Origin of the sequence: Allomesorhizobium camelthorni (assembly GCF_011045125.1) — a bacterium.
Classification (GTDB): domain Bacteria; phylum Pseudomonadota; class Alphaproteobacteria; order Rhizobiales; family Rhizobiaceae; genus Allomesorhizobium; species Allomesorhizobium camelthorni.
Genome location: NZ_JAAKZF010000042.1, coordinates 1 through 20,825, shown reverse-complemented (window position 1 = coordinate 20,825; position 20,825 = coordinate 1). Strand labels below are relative to the sequence as shown.

At 62.7% G+C, this 20,825-nt stretch carries 24 protein-coding genes and 1 tRNA gene; 13 read left to right on the top strand and 12 right to left on the bottom strand.

Annotated elements, in window-relative coordinates:
• Window positions 1–568 precede the first annotated feature (568 nt).
• Window positions 569–1,795, bottom strand: a complete 1,227-nt coding sequence (locus G6N73_RS23210; RefSeq protein WP_165031956.1) for a tyrosine-type recombinase/integrase — start codon at window positions 1,793–1,795, stop codon at window positions 569–571.
• Between the two features lie 203 nt (window positions 1,796–1,998).
• Between G6N73_RS23210 and G6N73_RS23205 the strand changes: the two genes are divergently transcribed.
• Window positions 1,999–2,406, top strand: coding sequence for a hypothetical protein (locus G6N73_RS23205; protein WP_165031954.1), 408 nt, complete (start codon window positions 1,999–2,001; stop codon window positions 2,404–2,406).
• A 66-nt stretch (window positions 2,407–2,472) separates the two neighbouring features.
• Here the strand turns inward: G6N73_RS23205 and G6N73_RS23200 are convergent, their stop codons facing one another.
• The 4 genes from G6N73_RS23200 to ppk2 form a co-directional block, all read right to left on the bottom strand.
• On the bottom strand, window positions 2,473–2,904 hold the full coding sequence (locus tag G6N73_RS23200) for a VOC family protein (RefSeq protein ID WP_246252465.1): 432 nt from the start codon (window positions 2,902–2,904) through the stop codon (window positions 2,473–2,475).
• Window positions 2,905–3,012: 108 nt separating this feature from the next.
• On the bottom strand, window positions 3,013–4,284 hold the full coding sequence (locus G6N73_RS23195; protein ID WP_206079042.1) for an RNA polymerase sigma factor: 1,272 nt from the start codon (window positions 4,282–4,284) through the stop codon (window positions 3,013–3,015).
• Between the two features lie 5 nt (window positions 4,285–4,289).
• Window positions 4,290–4,655: a YciI family protein gene (locus tag G6N73_RS23190; RefSeq protein WP_165031950.1), complete on the bottom strand. Its 366-nt coding sequence runs from the start codon at window positions 4,653–4,655 to the stop codon at window positions 4,290–4,292.
• A 73-nt stretch (window positions 4,656–4,728) separates the two neighbouring features.
• Window positions 4,729–5,652: a polyphosphate kinase 2 gene (gene ppk2, locus G6N73_RS23185; protein WP_165031948.1), complete on the bottom strand. Its 924-nt coding sequence runs from the start codon at window positions 5,650–5,652 to the stop codon at window positions 4,729–4,731.
• 84 nt (window positions 5,653–5,736) lie between these two features.
• Here ppk2 and G6N73_RS23180 point away from each other — a divergent pair, with 84 nt between their 5' ends.
• The 3 genes from G6N73_RS23180 to G6N73_RS23170 all read left to right on the top strand — a co-directional run bounded on the left by G6N73_RS23180 (window position 5,737) and on the right by G6N73_RS23170 (window position 9,722).
• Complete coding sequence (locus tag G6N73_RS23180; protein ID WP_165031946.1) at window positions 5,737–7,014, top strand: ATP-binding protein; 1,278 nt, start codon at window positions 5,737–5,739, stop codon at window positions 7,012–7,014.
• A gap of 99 nt (window positions 7,015–7,113) precedes the next feature.
• Complete coding sequence (locus G6N73_RS23175) at window positions 7,114–7,797, top strand: response regulator (RefSeq protein ID WP_165031944.1); 684 nt, start codon at window positions 7,114–7,116, stop codon at window positions 7,795–7,797.
• Between the two features lie 17 nt (window positions 7,798–7,814).
• Window positions 7,815–9,722 carry a sensor histidine kinase gene (locus tag G6N73_RS23170; RefSeq protein WP_165031942.1) on the top strand — a complete coding sequence of 636 codons (1,908 nt, stop codon included), beginning with the start codon at window positions 7,815–7,817 and terminating at the stop codon, window positions 9,720–9,722.
• 8 nt (window positions 9,723–9,730) lie between these two features.
• Here the strand turns inward: G6N73_RS23170 and G6N73_RS23165 are convergent, their stop codons facing one another.
• Window positions 9,731–10,063 (bottom strand): hypothetical protein, encoded by a 333-nt coding sequence (locus G6N73_RS23165; RefSeq protein WP_165031940.1) that lies wholly within the window; start codon window positions 10,061–10,063, stop codon window positions 9,731–9,733.
• A 190-nt stretch (window positions 10,064–10,253) separates the two neighbouring features.
• Here G6N73_RS23165 and G6N73_RS23160 point away from each other — a divergent pair, with 190 nt between their 5' ends.
• The gene (locus G6N73_RS23160) at window positions 10,254–10,481 is read left to right on the top strand and encodes a hypothetical protein (RefSeq protein ID WP_165031938.1); all 228 of its coding nucleotides are present in this window, start codon (window positions 10,254–10,256) and stop codon (window positions 10,479–10,481) included.
• A 118-nt stretch (window positions 10,482–10,599) separates the two neighbouring features.
• A complete protein-coding gene (gene phoU / locus G6N73_RS23155; RefSeq protein ID WP_165031936.1) occupies window positions 10,600–11,319 on the top strand; it encodes a phosphate signaling complex protein PhoU in 720 nt (239 codons plus the stop codon).
• A gap of 31 nt (window positions 11,320–11,350) precedes the next feature.
• Here the strand turns inward: phoU and G6N73_RS23150 are convergent, their stop codons facing one another.
• Entirely contained in the window at window positions 11,351–11,866 is a 516-nt protein-coding gene (locus G6N73_RS23150; RefSeq protein WP_165031934.1) for a GcrA family cell cycle regulator, read from the bottom strand.
• 341 nt (window positions 11,867–12,207) lie between these two features.
• Here G6N73_RS23150 and G6N73_RS23145 point away from each other — a divergent pair, with 341 nt between their 5' ends.
• The 3 genes from G6N73_RS23145 to G6N73_RS23135 all read left to right on the top strand — a co-directional run bounded on the left by G6N73_RS23145 (window position 12,208) and on the right by G6N73_RS23135 (window position 15,454).
• Entirely contained in the window at window positions 12,208–13,404 is a 1,197-nt protein-coding gene (locus G6N73_RS23145; protein ID WP_165031932.1) for an aspartate aminotransferase family protein, read from the top strand.
• A gap of 17 nt (window positions 13,405–13,421) precedes the next feature.
• Window positions 13,422–14,339, top strand: a complete 918-nt coding sequence (gene argF, locus G6N73_RS23140; protein WP_165031930.1) for an ornithine carbamoyltransferase — start codon at window positions 13,422–13,424, stop codon at window positions 14,337–14,339.
• A gap of 113 nt (window positions 14,340–14,452) precedes the next feature.
• Window positions 14,453–15,454 (top strand): Hsp33 family molecular chaperone, encoded by a 1,002-nt coding sequence (locus tag G6N73_RS23135; protein ID WP_206079041.1) that lies wholly within the window; start codon window positions 14,453–14,455, stop codon window positions 15,452–15,454.
• Window positions 15,455–15,507: 53 nt separating this feature from the next.
• Here the strand turns inward: G6N73_RS23135 and apaG are convergent, their stop codons facing one another.
• Window positions 15,508–15,897 (bottom strand): Co2+/Mg2+ efflux protein ApaG, encoded by a 390-nt coding sequence (gene apaG / locus G6N73_RS23130; RefSeq protein WP_165031928.1) that lies wholly within the window; start codon window positions 15,895–15,897, stop codon window positions 15,508–15,510.
• A gap of 144 nt (window positions 15,898–16,041) precedes the next feature.
• On the opposite strand from apaG, the gene G6N73_RS23125 reads away from it, so the two are divergent.
• The 3 genes from G6N73_RS23125 (at window position 16,042) to G6N73_RS23115 (ending at window position 17,902) form a co-directional block, all read left to right on the top strand.
• The gene (locus G6N73_RS23125; protein ID WP_165031926.1) at window positions 16,042–16,656 is read left to right on the top strand and encodes a CDP-alcohol phosphatidyltransferase family protein; all 615 of its coding nucleotides are present in this window, start codon (window positions 16,042–16,044) and stop codon (window positions 16,654–16,656) included.
• The gene (locus tag G6N73_RS23120; RefSeq protein WP_165031924.1) at window positions 16,653–16,985 is read left to right on the top strand and encodes an MmcQ/YjbR family DNA-binding protein; all 333 of its coding nucleotides are present in this window, start codon (window positions 16,653–16,655) and stop codon (window positions 16,983–16,985) included. The genes G6N73_RS23125 and G6N73_RS23120 overlap by 4 nt, the downstream gene beginning before the upstream one ends.
• 71 nt (window positions 16,986–17,056) lie before the next feature.
• The gene (locus G6N73_RS23115) at window positions 17,057–17,902 is read left to right on the top strand and encodes a histone deacetylase family protein (protein WP_165032010.1); all 846 of its coding nucleotides are present in this window, start codon (window positions 17,057–17,059) and stop codon (window positions 17,900–17,902) included.
• Here the strand turns inward: G6N73_RS23115 and G6N73_RS23110 are convergent.
• Window positions 17,886–18,149 (bottom strand): DUF6460 domain-containing protein, encoded by a 264-nt coding sequence (locus tag G6N73_RS23110; RefSeq protein WP_008835770.1) that lies wholly within the window; start codon window positions 18,147–18,149, stop codon window positions 17,886–17,888. The two genes, G6N73_RS23115 and G6N73_RS23110, sit on opposite strands and share 17 nt — an antisense overlap.
• Before the next feature lie 118 nt (window positions 18,150–18,267).
• Here G6N73_RS23110 and G6N73_RS23105 point away from each other — a divergent pair.
• Window positions 18,268–18,341: transfer RNA gene (locus tag G6N73_RS23105), tRNA-Gly, on the top strand.
• Window positions 18,342–18,414: 73 nt separating this feature from the next.
• On the opposite strand, the gene G6N73_RS23100 is transcribed toward G6N73_RS23105, so the two are convergent.
• From G6N73_RS23100 to G6N73_RS23090, 3 genes are all read right to left on the bottom strand, one after another.
• A complete protein-coding gene (locus G6N73_RS23100; protein ID WP_165031921.1) occupies window positions 18,415–19,440 on the bottom strand; it encodes a tyrosine-type recombinase/integrase in 1,026 nt (341 codons plus the stop codon).
• Window positions 19,427–19,738 (bottom strand): helix-turn-helix transcriptional regulator, encoded by a 312-nt coding sequence (locus G6N73_RS36390; protein WP_206079040.1) that lies wholly within the window; start codon window positions 19,736–19,738, stop codon window positions 19,427–19,429. Before G6N73_RS36390 ends, G6N73_RS23100 begins: the two co-directional genes overlap by 14 nt.
• Window positions 19,739–20,249: 511 nt before the next feature.
• Complete coding sequence (locus tag G6N73_RS23090) at window positions 20,250–20,588, bottom strand: hypothetical protein (protein ID WP_165031919.1); 339 nt, start codon at window positions 20,586–20,588, stop codon at window positions 20,250–20,252.
• Between the last annotated feature and the right edge of the window lie 237 nt (window positions 20,589–20,825).

Genomic DNA, 20,825 nt, shown 5'->3' with positions numbered 1-20,825 from the left:
CTCGACGTCCCAAATGATGCGTCCCTTGCTTGGGATTCGTGGCTGCGGCATCCGGCCGTCCCGGACCATTTCATCAAAAGTCGTTGGGCTTACGCCGATGAACGCCGCAGCCTGCTCCCGATTGATTCCTACTGGCGGAAGCGAAGGAGGCAACACGCTCTGCGCACGTGGCATGGGTTTTAGCTCTCCAGCTAAAACCCACCGCGTTGAACGCGCGTCTTTGGGCCCCTTCTTTCGTTGGGCGCAGCTGTCATGTCCTGGCTCTGATGCTGGCAAGCCTCATCCTCAAATCTCCAGACCTAAAATTGCTCAAAACACCGGATTCTCTTTCAACCTTTGTGTACGACGACGCATATCTTTTTCTTTTACGCGATCGGTACCCCGAGTTGAATCAGGCGGCGACTTGGAGTGAAAAAGCCCGTCGAACAGCAAATTTGGGGCCAGGGGCCGCGCGCCCCTCGTTCTGGAACTTAGCGATGAATTCGACCATCTGGTGCAGTGCCTTGCAGACTGAAGCCGTCGGGCAGGGTGTCAGTCACCCCGCGAGACGGACAACGGAGCCGGCCTGCTACCTTCCGTTGATGGCGCCCTGCAAATGCGCCTGCCAGGCTATCAAGGCGGCTTCAACGCGGTGGTCCAGGTTCGGACGGCTGTAATGCCGGATCAGCGTACGCGTGTCCCTTGTGCCGCGCTGATGGCCGATTACGGCTGCGATTGTCTCGAGCGCGATGCCCAGTTCATCCATGCCGGAAACTACCGTGCGGCGAAGGTCATGTGTCGTGAAGTGCGCAATCGGTCGGTCGCGGTGATTGAGCGCCAAGCCTATGTCGTCGGCGCGGAGCGCCCGCTTACGATCGAGCGTGCGGAACAGTGCACCTTTCGGCCTCGCCCTCCAGGCCGTCTCGGCGATTTCCTTCCCAACCCCGGCCAGCGGCGTGACGCGCTCGCGCTTGTTCTTACTGCGGCTCGCCGGAAGCCGCCAAATCAACCGCTCGCCGTCGTGCGCTAGTTCACTCGCCTCCATGCCGGCAACCTCGCCAACTCGTGCTCCCAAGAGCAACTGTAGCCTGAGTACGGCAATGGCGTCGGGCGGCATGCCGTCCGCGCCATTGTCGAGCCATTGCCAGAAAGTGCGGATTTCGTCGGCGGAAAGAACGCGGTTCCTTGTGTCGCCAAGCCCATAACTCGATGTTCCGGCGACCGGGTTCGCGTTCACATAGCCCTTGCTGACGCCCCATGCGAACATTGCGCCAACGGTCTGGCGGCGCTTCTCGGCCTCACGAGGGTACGTGTCGGCAACGTCGTCCAGTATGCGGGAAATGTCGGCCCGCCTGAGATTGTCGGCTGGGCTGTCAAGTTTCGTTGCCAGCGCCCGCCTCAGGCGGCGATCTATGTCATCAGCGGTGCGAAGCGGGCCACCTTTCCGGTGCGCGGATTTCGTGTGCTTGGCATACAGGGAAATCAGCTCCTCGATCGTGAAGGCGTCTTTGCGCGCCTGCCGCTCGGCCTGTTCCTCGGCCAGCAAATGGCGCCCGTCACGCGCTGCCTTCACGATCGAGGCGGCGCGCTCGCGGGCGGAAGCAAGATTCATCCCGTTGCGGCCTTCTGGATCGCACCGGCCAAGCGACACGCTCTTGCTGCCCTCGCCCTTGATGCGGAAGGCGACGTTCCAGGTCATCACGCCCGACGGCGCGACGCGGATGCGCAACCCATCAGTCTTGGCGTCACTGACGTAGTAGGGCGCAGCCTTGGGTTTCAGGGCCGCGATTGCGACGGCGGTAAGCTGCTTCCTCATGATGAGTTTCCTGGCCACGATTTGTAGCTAGGGTTATCCCGTAGCAACACTATAGCAACAATTTTCGTTGCTGCTGGCGAACCACCCCGAACGATACTTTACGCTAAGTGTAGGAAAATGCTAGATTATGTGAAGGAATTCGAATGATCTTAAACGATGGCGAACGCTAGATCAAGGGTTGGATGCAGACCTGGCTGGTTCATATGCGCAATCCGCGGCGGCTGGCCGGCGAACTCGATCCCAAGTCCTTCTGGGCCGGGCAGATATTGTTTGCCGGAATGGTTGCGTCAGCGCTCGCCCATCCCATCCTGCTGGTCACGCTGGCATGGCTGACGATGCATATTGTGGGCGGCGGCACGCTGAGCACCTGGCAGTCCAGCCTGCTCTGGATCGAATCCGTCAACATCGCTCTCGGATACGCGTCGTTCATGGCGCTCGGATCGATGGGACTGGACCGCCGGGAGAAAGAAGGGCTGTGGAAGGTCTATCTGTTCACGCCCGTTTACTGGGCGATGCTGTCATTCGCAGCTGGTGGGCCCTCTTCCAGCTCTTCCGGCGTCCGCACCATTGGGATAAGACGCCCCATCGCAGCGCCCGCCCCAGGATCGTAGTGAGGGGCGAGGCGCATTCGCTTGCGGCGCGCCTGGCCGGCCCGCAAGCGGGCTGGCCAGAAATTCCTAAGCCGGCGCGACCATCGCCCAGGTGACGCCGAACGGATCGCGAAGCTGCCCGTAGCGGTCGCCCCAGAACATCACCTGCACCGGCAGGATGACTTCCGCGCCGGCCTTCACCGCGCGGTCGAACCAGGCGTCGATGTCGTCGACCATCAGGTGCATCGTGACGCCTTGTGGCTCCTTCAGCGGATGGCCGTATTCCGGGTAGGCATCGCAGAGCATGACCGAGCTGCCGTTGATATAGAGATGGAGATGCATCGTGCGGCCCTGCTCGTCGACCGGATGCCTCGCCACCTCCTTCGCGCCGAAGGCGCGTTCGTAGAACTCGGCGGCCTTGGTGGCGCCTCCGACGGTGAGATAAGCCACCACGCCGCCCAGGACGGCGGGGGTTTCCTGTGCTTCGGAGTTTGCGGTTGCCGCTGCTGTCGTCGCCATGTCGTTCTCCTCTTTTCGTCTCGTGGACCCGTGCGTATGCGGCGGGCTGTACCAAGGACGGACAGGAGAGCGACGAACCGACAACGCGCCGGAATTTTTTTGGGCGATTCAGACGACTGATTTGACGGGCGTGGTCTTGGCCGCGTCGCTGTCCTTCATCAGGCGGTCGAGGTGCATCCTGATATGGGCGGCCTCCGCCGCCGTATTGGCCTTCGCGATCGCCTGGCCGAAGGCCTCGCGAGCCTCGTCGGCGCGGCCGAGCTGCATGAGCAGCGCGCCCCTGACGCCGAAGAAGTGGAAGTAGCCGGATAGCCTCGGCGCGAGCGGCTCGATCATCTCCAGCGCCGCGGCCGGTCCGAGCACCTTGGCGACCGCGACAGCCCGGTTGAGCGTCACCACCGGCGACGGCTGCAATTCCTCGAGCGCGGCATAGAGGAGGTCGATCTGCGCCCAGTCGGTGTCCTCGGGGCGGGCGGCCCGCACGTGCAGTGCGGCAATCGCCGCCTGAATCTGATAGGGGCCACGCTGCCGATGGCGTATCGCCTTGTCGATCAGCGCCAGGCCCTCGGCGATCAGCTTGCGGTTCCACAGCCCGCGATCCTGGTCTTCGAGCAGCACGACCGCGCCGTCGGCGTCGAAGCGCGCCGGGGTGCGCGAATGCTGCAGCAGGAGGAGCGCTGTCAGCCCCATGATCTCCGGCTCGGTCTGGAACAGGCGCAGCAGCAATCTGGCTAGCCGGATCGCTTCGTCACAGAGCGGCGCGCGCATCGGCGCGGAATCGCCGCTGGCCGAATAGCCCTCGTTGAACACCAGGTAGATCATGGCCGCCACCGCCGCGAGCCGCTCGGCTCGCTCCGGCGCGCCGGGTGTCTCGAAGGGAACATCGGCCTGAGCGATGCGGGCCTTGGCCCGGGTGATGCGTTGCTCCATCGCGCTTTCGCCAACCAGGAAGGCGCGCGCGATCTGCTTGACCGAAAGGCCCGAGACGATGCGCAGCGCCAGCGCGATTTGCTGCGTCTGCGGCAGTTCGGGATGGCAGCAGATGAACAAGAGGCGCAGCACGTCGTCGCGGTAGTCCGAGCCGTCGAGCCGCTCAGCCAGATCGCTCTCGGCGTCGTTCAGGTCCGAGACCAGTTCCTCGGCGGGCAACGGCTCCTGCTTGCTACGCTTCCTGACGGAATCGATCGCGGCATTGCGCCCGACGAAGATCAGCCAGGCGGTCGGATCGCGCGGCGGGCCATTCTTTGGCCAGGTTTTCAGTGCCCGCAGACATGCATCCTGAAACGCTTCCTCGGCGGTGTCGAGGTCACGAAAATAACGCAGCAGCGCGCCGATCGCTTGAGGACGCGCGGCCGTCAGGGCCGCGTTTATCCAGACCATGTCGCTCACGTCACCCCGCTTCCTGGAAGGAAAAGGGAAATTGGTCGGAGCTCATAAGCGCCGCCGGGATTGGCGCGCGCCAGGTCGCGGGCGACTTCCAGCCCTGCCTCAAGTCCCTCGACGTCGACAACATAGAAGCCGAGCAGCTGCTCCTTGGTCTCGGCATAGGGGCCGTCGATCACCAGATCCTGGTTCTTGACCAGGGTGGTCGCAGCAGTGGTCGGCAGCAGGCGCAGCGAGGGGCCGAGCCGTTTCTCCTTCAATAGCTTCTGATGGACCACGTCGAGCTTGGCCATCACCGCGTCGTCCTCCTCCTTGGTCCAGGAGCAGACGACATCTTCGGAGTTGTAGCAGAGGATCGCGTAGAGCATGTTTCTGTTCCTGTCTTGTCTAGGACGAACGGGATCATTCGATCCCGACATAGTGGCGGATTTTTCTCGGGACTTAACTCTTCAGGAAATCCGGTCCCTCGCCGATGATTTTCGGGTCGGGCTTGCCGACGGTTTCGAGGTCACGGCCGGAGTAGGGCAGGCTGGCCAGCACCCTGCGGATGGCGGCGATGCGCGCGCGTCTCTTGTCGTTCGAGCGCACCACGATCCAGGGCGCATGGGCCGTGTGGGTCCGCTCCAGCATCAAATCGCGCATTTCGCCATAGGCGTCCCATTTGGTCATGCCGGCGACATCCATCGGCGAGAATTTCCAGCAGGTCAGCGGACTGTGGCGGCGGTCATGAAACCGCTTCAGCTGCATTTCGCGGCCGAGATCGAGCCAGAACTTGAAGAAATGGATGCCCTCGTTGACGATCATCTCTTCGAAGTGCGGCGTCTCCTCCAGGAAATGCGCGTGCTGCTCGGGCGTGCAAAACCCCATCACTGGTTCGACGCCTGCGCGATTGTACCAGGAGCGGTCGAAGGTCACGAGTTCGCCCGCCGTCGGAAACTGCGTAACGTAGCGCTGATAGTACCACTGGCCCCGTTCGGTCTCGGTTGGCTTCGGCAATGCGACATCGCGGGCGGTGCGCGGGTTCATGTATTCGCGGATCGCCTTGATCACGCCGCCCTTGCCGGCTGCGTCGCGTCCTTCGAACAGGATGAGCACGCGCTTGCCGGTGGCCTGCATCCAGGATTGCAGCTTCACCAGTTCGATCTGCAGGCGCTCCAGCGTCTCGTCATAGTCCTCGCGCGGCATCTTCTCGTCATAGGGATAGCCGCCGGACGTCAGGGTCCGCTTTTTCAGCCAGTCAGGAAGCTCCGGATTGTCTATGTCGAACATCCGTTCTTCGCCGCCGGCCTTGAGCTTCAGGAGCGGCGCAGCCGCCGGTTCGACGGATGGAGACTGTTCAATCTTGCGGGCACTGCCATTTTTCATCGCCACACCTTCCTCGTTGCGCGGCGCATGCTATTGGGTGGTCATTGGCCGGTCAAACGGCTGATGGCAGCTCGGGAATTGCGGATGGCCGAAGCGAAAAGGGAACGTCAGGGGCGGAGATGGGGCCGTCTCGTTGCGGGCCGGCTCAACCAGAACCGGTGGATGCTGGCTGCCGGCGTCCTGGCAGTCCTTGTCGTCTACTCGATCGCCGAGGAATCGACATTCTTCGTGGTCGTCTGCATCGCGGCGCTGTTCGTGGCGGCGGCCGTCGCGCCGCGGCGCACCGCCCGCCAGCGCCGCGCCGAAGCGGCGGCGGTTGGCGAACGTTCGGCGCTTGAGAGGCTGTCGGGCGAAAACCTCGCGGCTGCGGTGGCCGACCCGCTGATCCTGTTCGACGGCGCGGGCACCGTCGTCCACGCCAACGACGCGGCGCTCGACGCCTTCGCCGCCGTCGGCCCGGGCATCTCCCTGCAATTGAAATTCCGCGCGCCCGAAATGCAGGAGCTGATCGCCGCGACGCTTGCCGGAAACGGCTCGCCGCAGGTCGCCGACTATGTCGAGCGCGTTCCGATCGAGCGCGTCTACCGCGTCACCGGGTCGGCGATCGGCAGGGGTACAGGCCTTTACGTGCTGGTGTTCAAGGACCAGAGCGAGGCCCGCCGCATCGACCGCATGCGCGCCGACTTCATCGCCAACGCCAGCCACGAGCTGCGCACGCCGCTCGCCTCGATCGCCGGTTTCGTCGAAACCCTGCGCGGCCCCGCGAGGAAGGACGCCGCGGCGCGCGACCACTTTCTCCAGATCATGCAAAACCAGACCTCGCGCATGGCGCGGCTGATCGACGATCTGTTGTCGCTGTCGCGGCTGGAGATGAAGCCCTATCTCAAGCCGGGGACCAGGGTCGATCTCCGCGCCGTCGTCCAGGGCGTGATCGATTCCCTGAGCCCGCTGGCCAGCGAATCGGGCGTAGCGATCGAAACCGACATTCCCGACGGCCCCTTCGAAGTTCCGGGCGATCGCGACGAACTGTTCCAGGTGTTCGAGAACCTGCTCGAAAACGCCTGCAAATACGGCCAGTCGGGCGGCCGCGTCACAGTGTCGATGGAGAACATGGAGACGGGACCACAGCGCGAAGTAGCAGTCACCATTCACGACTTCGGGCCGGGCATCCCGGAAGAGCACATCCCCCGCATCACCGAACGTTTCTATCGGGTCGACGTTGAGACCAGCCGCGCGCAGAAAGGCACCGGTCTCGGCCTGTCCATCGTCAAGCACATCCTAACCCGCCACAATGGCCGCCTGTCGATCAAGTCGAAGGTGGGGGAGGGCGCGGCCTTTACGGTGCATCTGCCGGCCGGCTGACGAAGTCCGGACAGGCATTCGTCCCCCATGATTATGGCTGTCGCGGTTCGCCGCGGCGTATATAGTTCTGCTTGCATTCGAGAATTCAGAAAACGTTGCATGACGCTGCAATCGGCCGGGGCACAGCCTGATAGGACAATCACGGTGCTGCTCGTCGAGGACGACGCGCCGACCCGCGGCCGTCTGCGCGATGCGCTGGCCGATATCGGCGAATTCGAAGTGACGACGGCCGCGACTTTAAGGGAGGCCCGCGCCGCACTCGAAGATATTCGCCCGCAGGTGCTCCTGACCGACCTGCAATTGCCTGACGGCCATGGGATGGACCTGATCCGGCAGGCGCGCCGTGATTGCCCGAATACCGAGATCATGGTGATCTCGATCCTTGGCGATGAAGAAAGCGTCATATCGGCGATCACGGCTGGCGCGACCGGTTATCTGCTCAAAGACGCTTTTCCCACAGACATCGCTGCCACGGTGCGCGAACTCGTTGCCGGGCACTCGCCTATCTCGGCTTCCATCGCCCGCTTCATCGTCCGTCGGACGCAGGGAACGGCGGAACGCCCGTCGCTGCCGCCGCTCAACACCGCAAAGCTGACGCCGCGCGAAATCGACATATTGTGGGGCATCGCGAAGGGTTTCAGCTACGCCGAGATCGCTGGCCATCTGGGGCTGTCGCGCCAGACGGTGCCGGGCCACATCAAAAGCATTTACCGCAAGCTGGAGGTCAATACGCGAGGCGAGGCGGTTTTCGAGGCGCTTCAGCAAGGCCTGATCCGGCTGTGACCGGCGCAGCCGCGAGCATGATTTCGTCCCCGGCGCTCGGATGGCGCAATCGGCTCGGTTTCTATCTCCTGGCCCAGGCGTTGATCGTGGTGGCGTGCATCCTGATGTTGCGCCAGCCGCTGCCGGAACCCTCCGCCAGCTATCAGATAAGCGAAGCAATACTGGGCGAAGAGGGAGCCCAGCGGCCCGTTCGCCTGCCCTATCATCTGACGTCCCGCGTGACCTCCGGCAATCCGCCGGTTTTCACGCTGTCGTTTGATCGGCCGGCGAATGAGACAGATCATGCTTGGTCAATCCTGCTGCCCCGGTTCATCAGCGGCGTTGAAGTGGCGGTGAACGGCACTGTCATCCTCGATAGCCGCCTGCATCCGGCGGCCAACAGAGCAGACCGCAACTCGCCTGAAATTGCGGTGATTCCCGAATTGCTGCTGCGAGGCGGCGCGAATATGCTGACGGTCCGGCTCCATGCCTGGGGGCCCCTCACTGGATTTCTGGACCGGGTCTTCGTTGGTCCCGATGAAGCTCTTCGCCCTGCCTATGAACGTCGCGCGCTGCTTTTTCTGACGTTGCCGGTCGTGTTTTCGGCATGGCAGGCCATCCTCGCCGTTCTTCTCGGCGTGATGTGGTTGAAACGCCGCCACGAGCCGACCTACGGGGTTCTTGCCGCCGCCATGGCGATCGGCGTCCTGCAGGCATTCGTTTCCGCTCCGGTGGGGCAATCGGACTATGCCGGGTTGAATGCTATGCTCATCGCTTCGGCGCCGCTAGAAGCCGCTTGCGTACTGATCTTCATCATTGCGTTTCTACGTCTGGAACGACCGCGATATTTCTGGATCGCCTTTATTCCCGGACTCGTCATTGCCGCAGCGGGTTTGGCGGGCAATGCTGCGCTGGTGCGGCAGGCTTATCTGGTTTTAGGCCCGCCAACGGTTTTCCTGTCGCTGTCCATCATCTGCATTCTTGTGGCGCGGGCGGCGGTGGTACGCGGCGACGGGGTCGCCATGCTTCTCGGATGCGCGGTCACGATCGTGATGACCTTTCTTTTTCATGACCTGCTGTCCGTCTTTGGCATCGTCATTGAGCGGCCGATCCTCGTCTCGCGCCTTTCTTATTCAGCGCTGCTGGTGGCGATCGGCATCGGCCTTACGTGGCGCTTCGCCACTGCATTGAACGAAGTCGACAGCTTTGCAGGCCGCATGGTTACGTTAGTTCGCGAGGCTGAGGACAAGTTGCGGGCAAGCCTTGCCCTGGAGGAGGAACGGGCGCGGGCGGCGGCGCTCGCAAGCGAACGCAATCGCCTGACTCGCGACCTGCATGACGGCCTCGGGGGGCAACTCGTCAGCATCGTCGCGCTCAGCGAACGCGGTGCCTGGGAAGGCGCCCGGATCGGCGAGGCGGCCCGTGCGGCGCTTAAGGATTTGCGGCTGGTGATCGATGCTATGGACGATATCGACGGCGACCTGATGCTGGCGCTGGGCACCTGGCGCGAGCGCACCGCGGCACAGTTGCGTCCCCACGGCCTCGCCCTCGACTGGCATGTGCTTGTGCCTGAAGGCATGCCGGTTCATCCGGAACTCAGGCCCTGGCACGTGATCCAAATCCTGCGGCTTCTCGACGAGGGCGTAACCAATTCCGTGAAGCATGCCGGAGCGACGCGGATCAAGGTCAGGATAGAGACCATCGGCGAGACAGCCGGGGACCAGCGTGGTCGCATCACCGTAGAGGACGACGGACAGGGCTTCGTTCTGTGCGATCAAGGCCACCGGGCGACTGATGCACCCAATACGGCGCGCGGCCTGGCCAACATGCACAAACGCGCCGCGCGTTGCGGCGCGCAGCTGGAAATAACTTCGGGGCCTGGTGGGACGAGGGTTCGCCTCGATCTGCCCCGCAGTTTCCCGAATGTCGAACTGGCGAGCGGATAGCCGACAGCTCAGCGTCTGCCAACGCGGTTGACGGGCCCGCCGCGGTTCCCGACCCGGCCGGGAGCGACGCCGACACCCGGAGCTCCGACGCCAACCCCTACTCGCGGCGCGACCACGACCGGCGCAACGACGACGGGCGCTGGCGCAACAACAACCGGCGCGGGCGTGACAACGACGCGCGCGGCCGGAACTGTGGGGCGAACCACGCAGCCTTTCGGCACGCCGACGGTCTTGCAGTATACCGCGGCTTCGGCCGAGCCTGCGCCGAGCAGTACCGTCGCCGGCGCGGAGAGGGTGATAAGCGCAACGGCGATGTGCGGCAGGCAAATCCGAAATGTCATTCGTGTTCTCCTTTTAGAAATAGAACGTGATTCCATTGGGAATCATTGACACTCGCCTTGATCTACGTCGTCCGCCGCATAAGCCGACATGCCATGAACATGGGATGGGCCGCGGTCGCTTCCTCCCCGATGGTTCGCGCCAACCCTTGGCAAAGGTCCAGGAGTCGATTGACGTTCGAAAGGAAAATCCATGATCAAGTCCGTGCTTTTCGCCCTCACGCTTTTCGCGGTGAGCGGCTCGGCCGCAATGGCTCAAACCGCCCTGACCAGCGAAGAGAAAGCCGCCTGCCGCCCCGATGCGATGAAGCTGTGCTCCGCCAGCGTTGGCAAGCCGGCGCAGATGAACGCCTGTCTTCGCGACAACAAAGCGAAGCTGTCCGAAGGGTGCCGAAAGGTCGTGGAAGCGCACGGCGGCTGACCACTCCGGACCTCAGCCCTGGCCAGCAGTTGGCGGTTTCTTTTTTTCGTCATCCGGTTAGCGTATCGATCGGGATTCAGGGCGGCGATTCACGCCCGGCGGAAAGCGGGTAACGGCCATGCAGTCGCATCACATCGTCAGCGCCTATGACGAGGAGCTCAAATTCCTCACCCGCAAGATCGCGGCCATGGGCGGCCATGCCGAACGCATGGTCGATCAGTCGATCGCGGCCTTGGTCAGTTCGGACATCGCTCTGGCGCAGAAGGTCATCGGCGACGACGCCGTACTCGACGAGGGCCAGCGCGAGATCGACGACAAGGCGATCCTGATCATCGCCAAGCGCCAGCCGGTCGCCGGCGATCTGCGCGAGATCATCGGCGCGATCCGCATCTCCGCCGATCTGGAACGCGTCGGCGATTTGGGCAAGAACGTCGCCAAGCGCGTCGTTGCGGTCGCCGAAGGCCGCCATCCGGTCAGCCTTTTCCGCGGTCTACAGGCGCTTGCCGAACTTGCGCTTACGCAACTCAAGGAAGTGCTCGACGTCTACGCGTCGCGCTCGGTCGAGCGCATCACCTTCATGCGCGACCGCGATGACCAGATCGACGCCATGTACACGTCGCTGTTCCGCGAACTCCTAACCTACATGATGGAGGATCCGCGCAACATCACACCCTGCACGCATCTTCTTTTCTGCGCCAAGAACATCGAGCGCATCGGCGACCACGCCACCAACATTGCGGAAGCCATCTACTACATCGTCACCGGCGAGCAGATGCCGGCCGATCGGCCGAAAGAAGACAAGAGCCACCGGGTGATAGCCAAGGCGGCGGGCGAGTAGCCCGCCTGCTTCGAATGTCGACAGGCTGCTTCTATCTGCTCCTGCGCCGCTCGGAGGCAGGCTGGAACGCGATCTTGGCGTGATAAGTGCAATAAGGTCCGGACTCGGCGGAGTCGTTTCCGCAGAAATGGAAATCCTCGGACAGCGGATCGCCGTTGGGCCATTTGCAGGTTCGCTCGTTGAGCTGGACGAGCTGCAGCCGCCGCGAGATCGGCACCACCACGTTCTCCACCGGGCGCAGATACTGCCTCGCCACCGGCTCGGCATCGAACTGCTGCTGCAACGCCGTTGCGCCGATCGAAGTGGTGACGGTGCGCGTTACGGTCGCGGACCGGGTCACGCTCTTGCCGCCGCCGGCTCCCTGCGCCTTCTTCTGGCGCGCCGGGGCAGCCGTCGCGCGGCCGCGGCTCGACAGTTTCAGGCGGTGGACCTTGCCGATCACGGCGTTGCGGCTCACCCCGCCCAACTGCGCCGCGATCTGGCTGGCGCTGAGGCCTTCGGCCCACAGTTTGCGGAGGGTTTCAACGCGCTCGTCGGTCCAATTCATGAGATCATGCTCCTGATCAGCGTGCGGGGAGTCAGAATCCATTCCCGTCCCGGCACTGCCGGGTTCGACACCACATCTATTCGGTTGATTATGCCGCCGCACGAAATCTAGTTATTTCTTCACTACAAACTACTCTATCCGGTGACTCCGTGACAAGAGTCCGGAATGCAACACGAATCGGATTTTTCGGTTTTCCCCAACTTGCCCACGCAAAGCCGATCATTTGCCTTTGCGCCTCAAGCTGACGTTTCCGTTGACTTCACGGCCGAAAAATCCAATATGCCGGCATGGCCGCCGCTTTGGCGGCTTTTTTGATTTTTCCGGTACCGGAGACGCATATAATGAGCGGTTCGGCGCTTTTCGAGACTTTCGCCCGTGCACCCCTGGCGTTCGAACGGGGCGAGGGAAGCTGGCTGATCACCGAGGACGGCCAGCGCTATCTCGATTTCGCCGGCGGTATCGCCGTCAACTCGCTCGGCCACGGCCATCCGAAGTTGGTCGCCGCTCTTACCGAGCAGGCCGGCAAATTGTGGCACACGTCAAATCTCTACCAGATTCCGGGCCAGACGCGGCTTGCCGGAAGGCTGGTCGCCAACAGCTTCGCCGACAAGGTGTTCTTCACCAATTCCGGTGCCGAGGCGCTGGAATGCGCGATCAAGACAGCGCGCCGCTATCACTATGTCAACGGCCGCCCCGAGCGCTTCCGCACGATCACGTTCGAGGGCGCCTTCCATGGGCGCACGCTGGCGACGATCGCTGCCGGCGGCCAGCAGAAATATCTCGAAGGCTACGGGCCCAAGGTCGAAGGTTTCGACCAGGTGGCGTTCGACGATATTGACGCTGCCGAACGGGCCATCACGCACGAAACCGCCGCCATCCTGCTCGAGCCGGTGCAGGGCGAGGGCGGCATCCGCGACTTCCCTGCGCAGTCCCTGAAGCGCCTGCGCGAACTCTGCGACGAACACGGCCTGCTGCTGATCTTCGACGAAGTGCAGTGCGGCGTCGGCCGCACCGGCAAGCTGTTCGCCTATGAGTGGGCCGGCGTCACGCCCGACCTGATGGCGATCGCCAAGGGAATAGGCGGCGGCTTCCCGATGGGCGCGTGCCTCGCGACCGACGAGGCGGCGGCCGGCATGACGCCCGGCGTGCACGGCACCACATTCGGCGGCAATCCTCTGGCGATGGCGGTCGGCAATGCCGTACTCGATGTCGTGCTGGAGGATGGTTTTCTTGAAGAGATCAGCCGCAAGGGACTGCTTATGAAGCAGGGGCTTGCGGCAATTGCGGACGAATTTCCCGAGGTCATCGAGGGCACGCGGGGCACGGGCCTGTTGCTCGGCCTGAAGTGCAAGGCGCCCAACGCCAAGGTCGCGACCGCTTTGCGCGATCAGAAGCTGCTTTCGGTCCCGGCTGGCGACAATGTCCTTCGCCTGCTGCCGCCGCTGACCGTCACCGACGCGGAGATCCGCGAGGCGTTGGCTCGCATCCGCTCGGGTGCGAAAAGCCTTGCGCCGGCTGCTGCAGCCACCGCGACCTGACCGCCTGGAGTTTCGACATGACCAGCGCTATTCGCCATTTCACCGATCTTTCCGCCGTTCCGGCAGCGGAATTGCGCGGCATGCTGGGCGACGCAGCCCGCCGCAAGGCGCGGCTGAAGGCCGGCAAGCGCTCGCGCCCGCTGGAAGGCAAAGTGCTGGCGATGATCTTCGACAAACCGTCGACGAGGACGCGGGTTTCCTTTGATGTCGGCATGCGCCAACTGGGCGGCGAGACTATCATGCTGACCGGGGCCGAAATGCAACTCGGCCGCTCCGAGACCATCGCCGATACCGCCAAGGTGCTGTCGCGGTACGTCGACGCGATCATGATCCGCACTACCTCGCACGAGCGCCTGCTGGAGCTGACCCAAAACGCCGAGGTGCCGGTGATAAACGGCCTCACCGACGAAACCCACCCGTGCCAGCTCATGGCCGACATCATGACCTTCGAGGAGCATCGCGGCAGCGTCGTGGGCAAGACCTTCGCCTGGGTCGGCGACGGCAATAACGTGCTTCATTCGCTGCTCGAGGCCTCGGCCCGCTTCAGCTTCAAACTCAATATCGCGGTTCCGGAAGGCTCGGCGCCCGAGCAGAAATATGTCGACTGGGCGAGGCGGAATGGCGGCTCGGCGACGTTCGCCGCGTCCGCACCTGAGGCCGTCGACGGCGCCGACTGCGTCGTCACCGATTGCTGGGTCTCGATGGGCCAGGAGCACCGCGCTCGCGGCCACAACGTCTTCATGCCTTATCAGGTCAATGCGGCGCTGATGAAGCATGCCAAGCCCGACGCGCTGTTCATGCATTGCCTGCCCGCCCATCGCGGCGAGGAGGTCACCGACGAGGTGATCGACGGGCCGAATTCGGTGGTGTTCGACGAGGCCGAAAACCGGCTGCACGCCCAGAAGGCGGTGCTGGCCTGGTGCCTGGGCGCTTGAATCGGGCCGGCTGAGCGCCTATTTGCGCGCCATCACACCTCACTTAACGTTTGAAAGCGGCTTTTCCGGCGCGATACCGTTCGCTCGCCAGAAGCATTGAAGGATTTGGTCAGTTGGTCGACAGGGAACGCAAGCTTGGTGAATTCGGCTTTGCCGGCGACGACAATGTCGTGCCGTTCGAGGTCGGCGCGCTCGACGTACGCGGGCGCATGGTGCAGCTCGGGCCGCTGCTCGACCAGATTCTCGCCCGCCACGACTATCCCGAGCCGGTCGCCCGGCTCCTGGCGGAGGCGGCGCTGGTGGCGGTGCTGCTCGGCACGTCGCTGAAATTCGAGGGCAAGTTCATCCTGCAGACCCGCACCGACGGACCGGTCGACATGCTGGTGGCCGATTTCTCGACGCCGAAATCGCTGCGCGCCTATGCGCGCTTCGATGCGGACCGCTTGGCTGCTGCTGTCGAGGCGGGCGAAGCCGCGCCTGAAAAGCTGCTTGGCAACGGCGTCCTTGCGCTCACCATCGACCAGGGCGCTGACATGCAGCGCTACCAGGGCATCGTCGCGCTCGACGGTGAGACACTCGAGGAGGCGGCCAAGACCTATTTCCGCCAGTCCGAACAGATCCCGACCGACATCCGGCTTTCGGTCGGCAAACTCGTGCTGCCCGCCGCTGGTGGCAGCCGCGAGCATTGGCGTGCCGGCGGCCTGCTTGCGCAGTTTCTGCCCAAGGCGCAGGAACGCCTGCGCATGCCCGACCTGCATGGCGGCGATGGCGATCCCGGCCAGCCGCCGCACGAAGTCGCCGACAATTCCTGGCGCGAGTTGGTGGCGCTCATGGCGACGGTCGAGCACAACGAGCTTCTCGACCCGTCGGTCGGCTCGGAAAGGCTGCTCTACCGGCTGTTCAACGAGCACGGCGTGCGCGTCTTCGAGGGAACACATGTCGAGGATGAGTGCTCCTGCTCGCGCACCAAGATCCGCGGCATCCTCGAAGGGTTTTCGGCCGAGGAGATCGAGGAAAGCACCGAGGATGGCGTCATTCGGGTCAATTGCGAGTTCTGCTCGAAGGCCTACGAGTTCAAGCCCGCCGAGTTTTCGGCGGAAGCCAGGTCAGCCTGAACTCCGGGAATCCCTTCCTTATCGCGGGGAGGGATAGCCGCCCAACCAGCCCGTCAGTTCACCCGCCGCTTGCCCGGCAGGTCCAGTGAAAACGCCGGAATCTCGACCTCGAACATTTCGTCCCTGCGGTTTCGCATCGTGTAGCGGCCGACCATGATGCCGGATGGCGTCGAAAGCGGGCAGCCGGACTGGTATTGGTAGCTGTCGCCGGGATTGAGCCCCGGCTGCTCGCCGACCACGCCGGGGCCACGCACCTCCTCGACACGGCCGGCGCCATCCGTGATGCGCCAGTAGCGCGAGAGGAGCTGCACGAACTCGTCCGAGTGGTTGGCGATTGTCACCCGATAAGCCCAGACATAGCGGTTCTGCGAGGGATCGGATTGGTCCTCGAGGTAGAACGGCTCAACATTCACCTCGATGTCGCGCGTGACAGCACTGTACATTCCACGCACTCCTTCAAGAGAAAGAATCTGCCGGCCAGGCCGGCAGGTCAACCTCATTTGGCCGTCGCAAACCGGATTGTGATTTCCGCTTGACTGGATTTTTCGTTTACTGCGGATGTTGCGACAGGCTCGGGAGGCAAGGGAATGCTCGATGGTTGGGCGCGCAGGCGCCTCGATCCGCCGCTCGACGGCCTTGGCGCGCAAATGGCGAGGGCCGGCGTTTCGGCTAATGCCATCACAGTCGCGGCCTGCGTTGTCGGCTTGGCTGGCGCGCTGGCGATCGCGTTCGGCCAGTTCTGGCTCGGCCTCGTCCTGCTGCTCGCCAGCCGCCTCGGCGACGGGCTCGACGGCGCGGTCGCGAAGGTCAACGGCAGGACCGATCTCGGTGGCTACCTCGATATCGTGCTCGATTTCGTCTTCTATGGCGCCATTCCCGTCGGCTTCGTGCTGGCCGACCCGGCAGCCAATGCCATTGCGGGCTCGGTGCTGGTGTTCTCCTTCTACGTCAACGGGTCGAGTTTTCTCGCCTATGCGATCATGGCTGAGAGGCGGAAGCTGGCGACCGATGCTCGCGGTGCGAAATCGCTCTTCTTCACCACCGGCCTGGCCGAAGCCAGCGAAACCATCGCGGTCTTCGTAGCCTTCTGCATGTTCCCGGACTGGTTCCCGCCGCTGGCCTACGCTTTCGCGGCCTTGACGTTCTACACCGCTCTGTCGAGGATCGTGCTGGCCTGGCGGACGTTCGGAGGACCCGCATGACGGCGGACGAGTTTCGAGCGCTGGCGCTGAGCTTTCCGCAAGCGGTCGAAGACAGCCATTTCGATACTGGGGATTTCCGTGTCGGCAAGAAGATCTTTGCCACGCTGCGCGAAAGCGACGGCCGGGCCGTGCTGAAGCTTTCGCCCGACGAGCAGCAGCTTCTCAAAGAGACCGGACGCGGCATTTTTGTGCCGATCAAGGGCTCGTGGGGCCTGAAAGGCTGGACGCAGATCATGCTCGATCGGGCCGACGCGGAGACCGTTCGCCATGCCATGTCATTCGCCTGGAAATCGATAGCGCCGAAGAAACTGGCGAAGGCTCAACCGTAGAAGTGGCCGCGCTCCCGATCGTCCATCACCCCGGCTATGACGCCGGTTTTGCTGCGGACCACAGGTTTCCGATGGGCAAATACAGCGCGCTCATGGAGCGACTCGCAGCGCGCGGCCTTGTCACTCAGTCGAACCTGCACCAGCCTGCTCCTGCCGAGCCCGGCTGGCTGAAGCTCGCGCATGATCCCGTCTATGTCGACCAGGTGATCGCCTGCGCCGTTCCGCCGAAGATCGAACGCGAGATCGGTTTTCCGATCGGAGAGCGTGTCTCGCGTCGCGCGCAACTTGCGGCCGGCGGAACGATACTGGCGGCGCGTTTGGCGCTAGCGAACGGGATCGCTTGCAACACTGCCGGCGGAAGCCATCATGCCAGATATGCGCATGGCGCGGGCTTTTGCACCTTCAACGATGTGGCGGTCGCGGCCCTCGTGCTGATCGCCGAGGGGCTGGCTGCGAAGATCCTGATCGTCGATCTCGACGTGCACCAGGGCGACGGCACGGCGGACATCCTGAAAAACGAACCGCGCGCCTTCACCTTTTCCATGCATGGCGAACGCAACTACCCGGCCCTCAAGATCGCCTCCGACCTGGACATTGCCCTGCCGGACGGCACGAGCGACGACGCTTATCTGGAGAAGCTCGGCGATATCCTGCCGGTGCTTTCCGGGCGGGCAGCCTGGGACATCATCTTCTACAATGCCGGCGTCGATCCGCATGCCGACGACCGTCTAGGGCGGCTTGCGCTATCAGACGAGGGACTGCGCGCCCGCGACAGAATGGCGATCAGCCATTTCAGGGAACGCGGAATTCCGGTCTGCGGCGTCATCGGCGGCGGCTATTCACGCGATATCGCCGCACTTGCGGCCCGCCACGCCATATTGTTCGAGGTCGCCGCCGAATTCAGCGGCGATAGCTGAACAGCCGGAGCAGGATGAAAGCCGGGACGACGATAGCGGCGCCGAGCAGGAGGTAGCCCAGGAACCGGTCGATGGTCGCGAAGCCCATGTACCACATGCGCAGGAAGAAATCCCGGATGCTTTCCAGGATGTCGAATGGCGACCAGCCGAACGTGCTCATCACGATGCCGACGAGAAAGGAGACGACGAGGAGTTTCAGGAATACCCGCAGCGGGCTGTCGCCGAGGAAGCGCGTAAGTCCGGACAAATCATTCTCCCGTGATTGAATGCCAGCGGGACATACGCAGTCGCGGCCGTGTGTTCAAGGAAAATGGCAACCTTTGCGATTGCCGATCGGCACGGGAGCGTGATATTCGAGCGGCTGCGCGGGTATGATGTAATGGCAGCCTGTCAGCTTCCCAAGCTGAACGCGCGGGTTCGATTCCCGCTACCCGCTCCACCTTGCTCCACAAGGGTTTAAGCCCGATTTTCTGCTTGCTACAAATGGGCGGTTTTACAGCCTGTTTTACAGGTTATGTTCTCTGTCTGGCCTCATTGAGTCGGCGGATGCGCTCCTTGATAGCTGCACCACGGCCGACATAGCGGCGAATGATGCGCTCGACGGTGTCCTCCTCCCACGCCATGATCTCGGCGATCTCACGTGTTGTAAGTTTCGCGAGATAGAACTTCGTCGCGGCCGTGCCGCGCAAATCGTGGAAGTGCAGATCCAGGCCTTTCGGCCATGCAAGTTTCTTAATGTCACTGAACGAGCTGCTCAGCCCGTTGACTGTCCACGGGCGCTTCTTGGTGTTGGTGAGGACGACCGGAGAGCGGCGCGGTATCAGCTCCAGGACTGCGCGAAGCTCATCATAAAGAGGAATGATCGCTTCGCGCTGGTGCCGACTTTTGCCGGTAGTAAGGACAATGGCGTCCTCGCCCACATGCGACCATGACAGCCGCAGCAGATCGCCGACGCGAAGGCCAGTGTGAGCGGCCAAATCGACGACGTAGGAGACTTCGGTCGAGCAGGACTTCTTCAGGCGCGCGATGTCGTCGTCTGTCCAAATGATCTCAGACCTGTCGCTGCTATAGAGGTGTTTAATGCCCTCGCAGGGGTTCGAGGTGATTTTGCCCAGCGGGTCGACAGCGTATGAGAGCACGCGCGACAGCACCTGCATGCCGTAGTCGGCCGTCCGGGCCGTCTCGGCATACTTGGCGCGCCATTGCCGGATGATCGGCCTGATCTTTTCGGGTCGATCGAACTGGGCGATGCGCAGCTCGCCGAAGTGGTCGGCGATGCGGTCGAGCCAAGACCCCCAATTGCGGCGCGTCGAGTCGGCCAGCTTCTTGTAGTCGGGGCTCGCCTTGTAGAGCGTGACCAGCGATCGGAAGCGACCGGTGTCCGGCGCTTGGCGATTAGCAATCGCCTCATTATAGGAGGCGAGGAATGCAATGGAGCCCGGCTCGCCGACCAGCCGCGGGCCACCTCGCCAGGCATACCAGTAGATCCGGCCATTGGCCTTGACCCGGTGCAGCCCCGTAAGTTCAAGCGTAACCATGCTTCGCCCCGAATTCGGCAAGCTCTCGGTCGAGATCATCGCTCTCGTCGGCCGGAGGGTGTATTCCGGGAGCAAGCCTATTTACCCCCGACTTGGCGTCAAGAACGCGATCGAGCGCCCTCACGTCCCAGACTTTTCGGCCCAAAAATTCGTTCGGAGGCGGCATGATGCCCTGGCGAATTAGCTTGTCAAAATGGGTAGGACTGACGCCGACATAACTGGCGGCCTCCTTGCGGTCGAAGCCGCGACGGGAGGATGGCGGGAGGGCGTGGATTAGTTCGCAGTTGAGGGTCAACATATGCAGAGTTCTCCTTTTTCTGCGTTATAGCGTTCTCCCGTCGGACTGCGTGAGGAAACAGAAACTTGGCCGGCCAGGCCAAGTCGATACCCAAATCGACTAGATATAGATATACCGCTGGGCATGTCCTCTCAGCGGGATTTGTCGGTGAGCATTGGTTGGAGCCGCGGCCATCCCATGTCGACCGGTGCTGCTCACTGCATCCTCGAAGGCGGATGGCGGTTATGGGCGATGGAACCAGGGCGACACTTTGAATGTTGGAATAGCGGCAAAGCCAAGCGATTTCCTTCGTGCGCGACACCGACGATCTGTCTGGTTGAATCTAGTGCTACGAGGGAGGTATTCGGTGTCTGACCTCTGATCGAGGCAGACACGAACTCCGACTTCGCTAGTCATAGTTCGTATCCAGGTTCCCCAACCACCACTAATTTATGCAATTAAAACAATATCTTAGACGAAATCAGAAAATCGCAGCCGGACCAGTTTGGCGCCCTATCCGGTCGGCCCTCCGTCATTTAGTTCTCTCATCTACCCATTTCGTCAGCCAGGCGTCAAAGCGTTCGTTGCCGTGGATATAGGCTTCGATGTTCATCACCGACCCGCCGTCAATTGCGTCCTCGATTCCTTCCGCACTGATCGCGTATTCCTTGAGGAACTCAACGCAGCGGTCGAACTTCCAATCCATGAATGGGCCCATGGGTCGGTAACGTAAGGCGTTCTTGTCGTAAGTGAATTGCTCGGCAGCGGTGCGACCGTGGGCGCGGGCGTAGTTGCAGTAGCGGATATTGCTTTCAAGCGGATTCGTCGCAGAGAGCAGACCGAGCTTCTTGAGTATCCAATTGCTCATCATGATGGCACGTTCCACATTTGATGCATGAGACCCGCCCAGGGCCGTCTATTTGCAGCGACCAGAATTACCCTGCATTGCCCAGTTCAATCGATGCGCAGTAGCGTTCGAATGCCAGCCGGCTATTGTCGCTGCGAATCGCTGCGTAAAACTCAGCTTGTCGATCTTGGCGGACTTGGGTGTGCGCGAACGACAGATCGCAATTGAATACGTCCATAGCTGGCCCAGGTAGGCGAATCT

Bases quoted from the DNA above. Each gene is read 5' to 3' on its own strand.
- G6N73_RS23210 (WP_165031956.1), bottom strand. From the start codon at position 1,795: ATGAGGAAGCAGCTTACCGCCGTCGCAATCGCGGCCCTGAAACCCAAG.
- G6N73_RS23205 (WP_165031954.1), top strand. From the start codon at position 1,999: ATGCGCAATCCGCGGCGGCTGGCCGGCGAACTCGATCCCAAGTCCTTC.
- G6N73_RS23200 (WP_246252465.1), bottom strand. From the start codon at position 2,904: ATGGCGACGACAGCAGCGGCAACCGCAAACTCCGAAGCACAGGAAACC.
- G6N73_RS23195 (WP_206079042.1), bottom strand. From the start codon at position 4,284: ATGGTCTGGATAAACGCGGCCCTGACGGCCGCGCGTCCTCAAGCGATC.
- G6N73_RS23190 (WP_165031950.1), bottom strand. From the start codon at position 4,655: ATGCTCTACGCGATCCTCTGCTACAACTCCGAAGATGTCGTCTGCTCC.
- ppk2 (WP_165031948.1), bottom strand. From the start codon at position 5,652: ATGAAAAATGGCAGTGCCCGCAAGATTGAACAGTCTCCATCCGTCGAA.
- G6N73_RS23180 (WP_165031946.1), top strand. From the start codon at position 5,737: ATGGCCGAAGCGAAAAGGGAACGTCAGGGGCGGAGATGGGGCCGTCTC.
- G6N73_RS23175 (WP_165031944.1), top strand. From the start codon at position 7,114: ATGACGCTGCAATCGGCCGGGGCACAGCCTGATAGGACAATCACGGTG.
- G6N73_RS23170 (WP_165031942.1), top strand. From the start codon at position 7,815: ATGATTTCGTCCCCGGCGCTCGGATGGCGCAATCGGCTCGGTTTCTAT.
- G6N73_RS23165 (WP_165031940.1), bottom strand. From the start codon at position 10,063: ATGACATTTCGGATTTGCCTGCCGCACATCGCCGTTGCGCTTATCACC.
- G6N73_RS23160 (WP_165031938.1), top strand. From the start codon at position 10,254: ATGATCAAGTCCGTGCTTTTCGCCCTCACGCTTTTCGCGGTGAGCGGC.
- phoU (WP_165031936.1), top strand. From the start codon at position 10,600: ATGCAGTCGCATCACATCGTCAGCGCCTATGACGAGGAGCTCAAATTC.
- G6N73_RS23150 (WP_165031934.1), bottom strand. From the start codon at position 11,866: ATGAATTGGACCGACGAGCGCGTTGAAACCCTCCGCAAACTGTGGGCC.
- G6N73_RS23145 (WP_165031932.1), top strand. From the start codon at position 12,208: ATGAGCGGTTCGGCGCTTTTCGAGACTTTCGCCCGTGCACCCCTGGCG.
- argF (WP_165031930.1), top strand. From the start codon at position 13,422: ATGACCAGCGCTATTCGCCATTTCACCGATCTTTCCGCCGTTCCGGCA.
- apaG (WP_165031928.1), bottom strand. From the start codon at position 15,897: ATGTACAGTGCTGTCACGCGCGACATCGAGGTGAATGTTGAGCCGTTC.
- G6N73_RS23125 (WP_165031926.1), top strand. From the start codon at position 16,042: ATGCTCGATGGTTGGGCGCGCAGGCGCCTCGATCCGCCGCTCGACGGC.
- G6N73_RS23120 (WP_165031924.1), top strand. From the start codon at position 16,653: ATGACGGCGGACGAGTTTCGAGCGCTGGCGCTGAGCTTTCCGCAAGCG.
- G6N73_RS23115 (WP_165032010.1), top strand. From the start codon at position 17,057: ATGGGCAAATACAGCGCGCTCATGGAGCGACTCGCAGCGCGCGGCCTT.
- G6N73_RS23100 (WP_165031921.1), bottom strand. From the start codon at position 19,440: ATGGTTACGCTTGAACTTACGGGGCTGCACCGGGTCAAGGCCAATGGC.
- G6N73_RS36390 (WP_206079040.1), bottom strand. From the start codon at position 19,738: ATGTTGACCCTCAACTGCGAACTAATCCACGCCCTCCCGCCATCCTCC.
- G6N73_RS23090 (WP_165031919.1), bottom strand. From the start codon at position 20,588: ATGATGAGCAATTGGATACTCAAGAAGCTCGGTCTGCTCTCTGCGACG.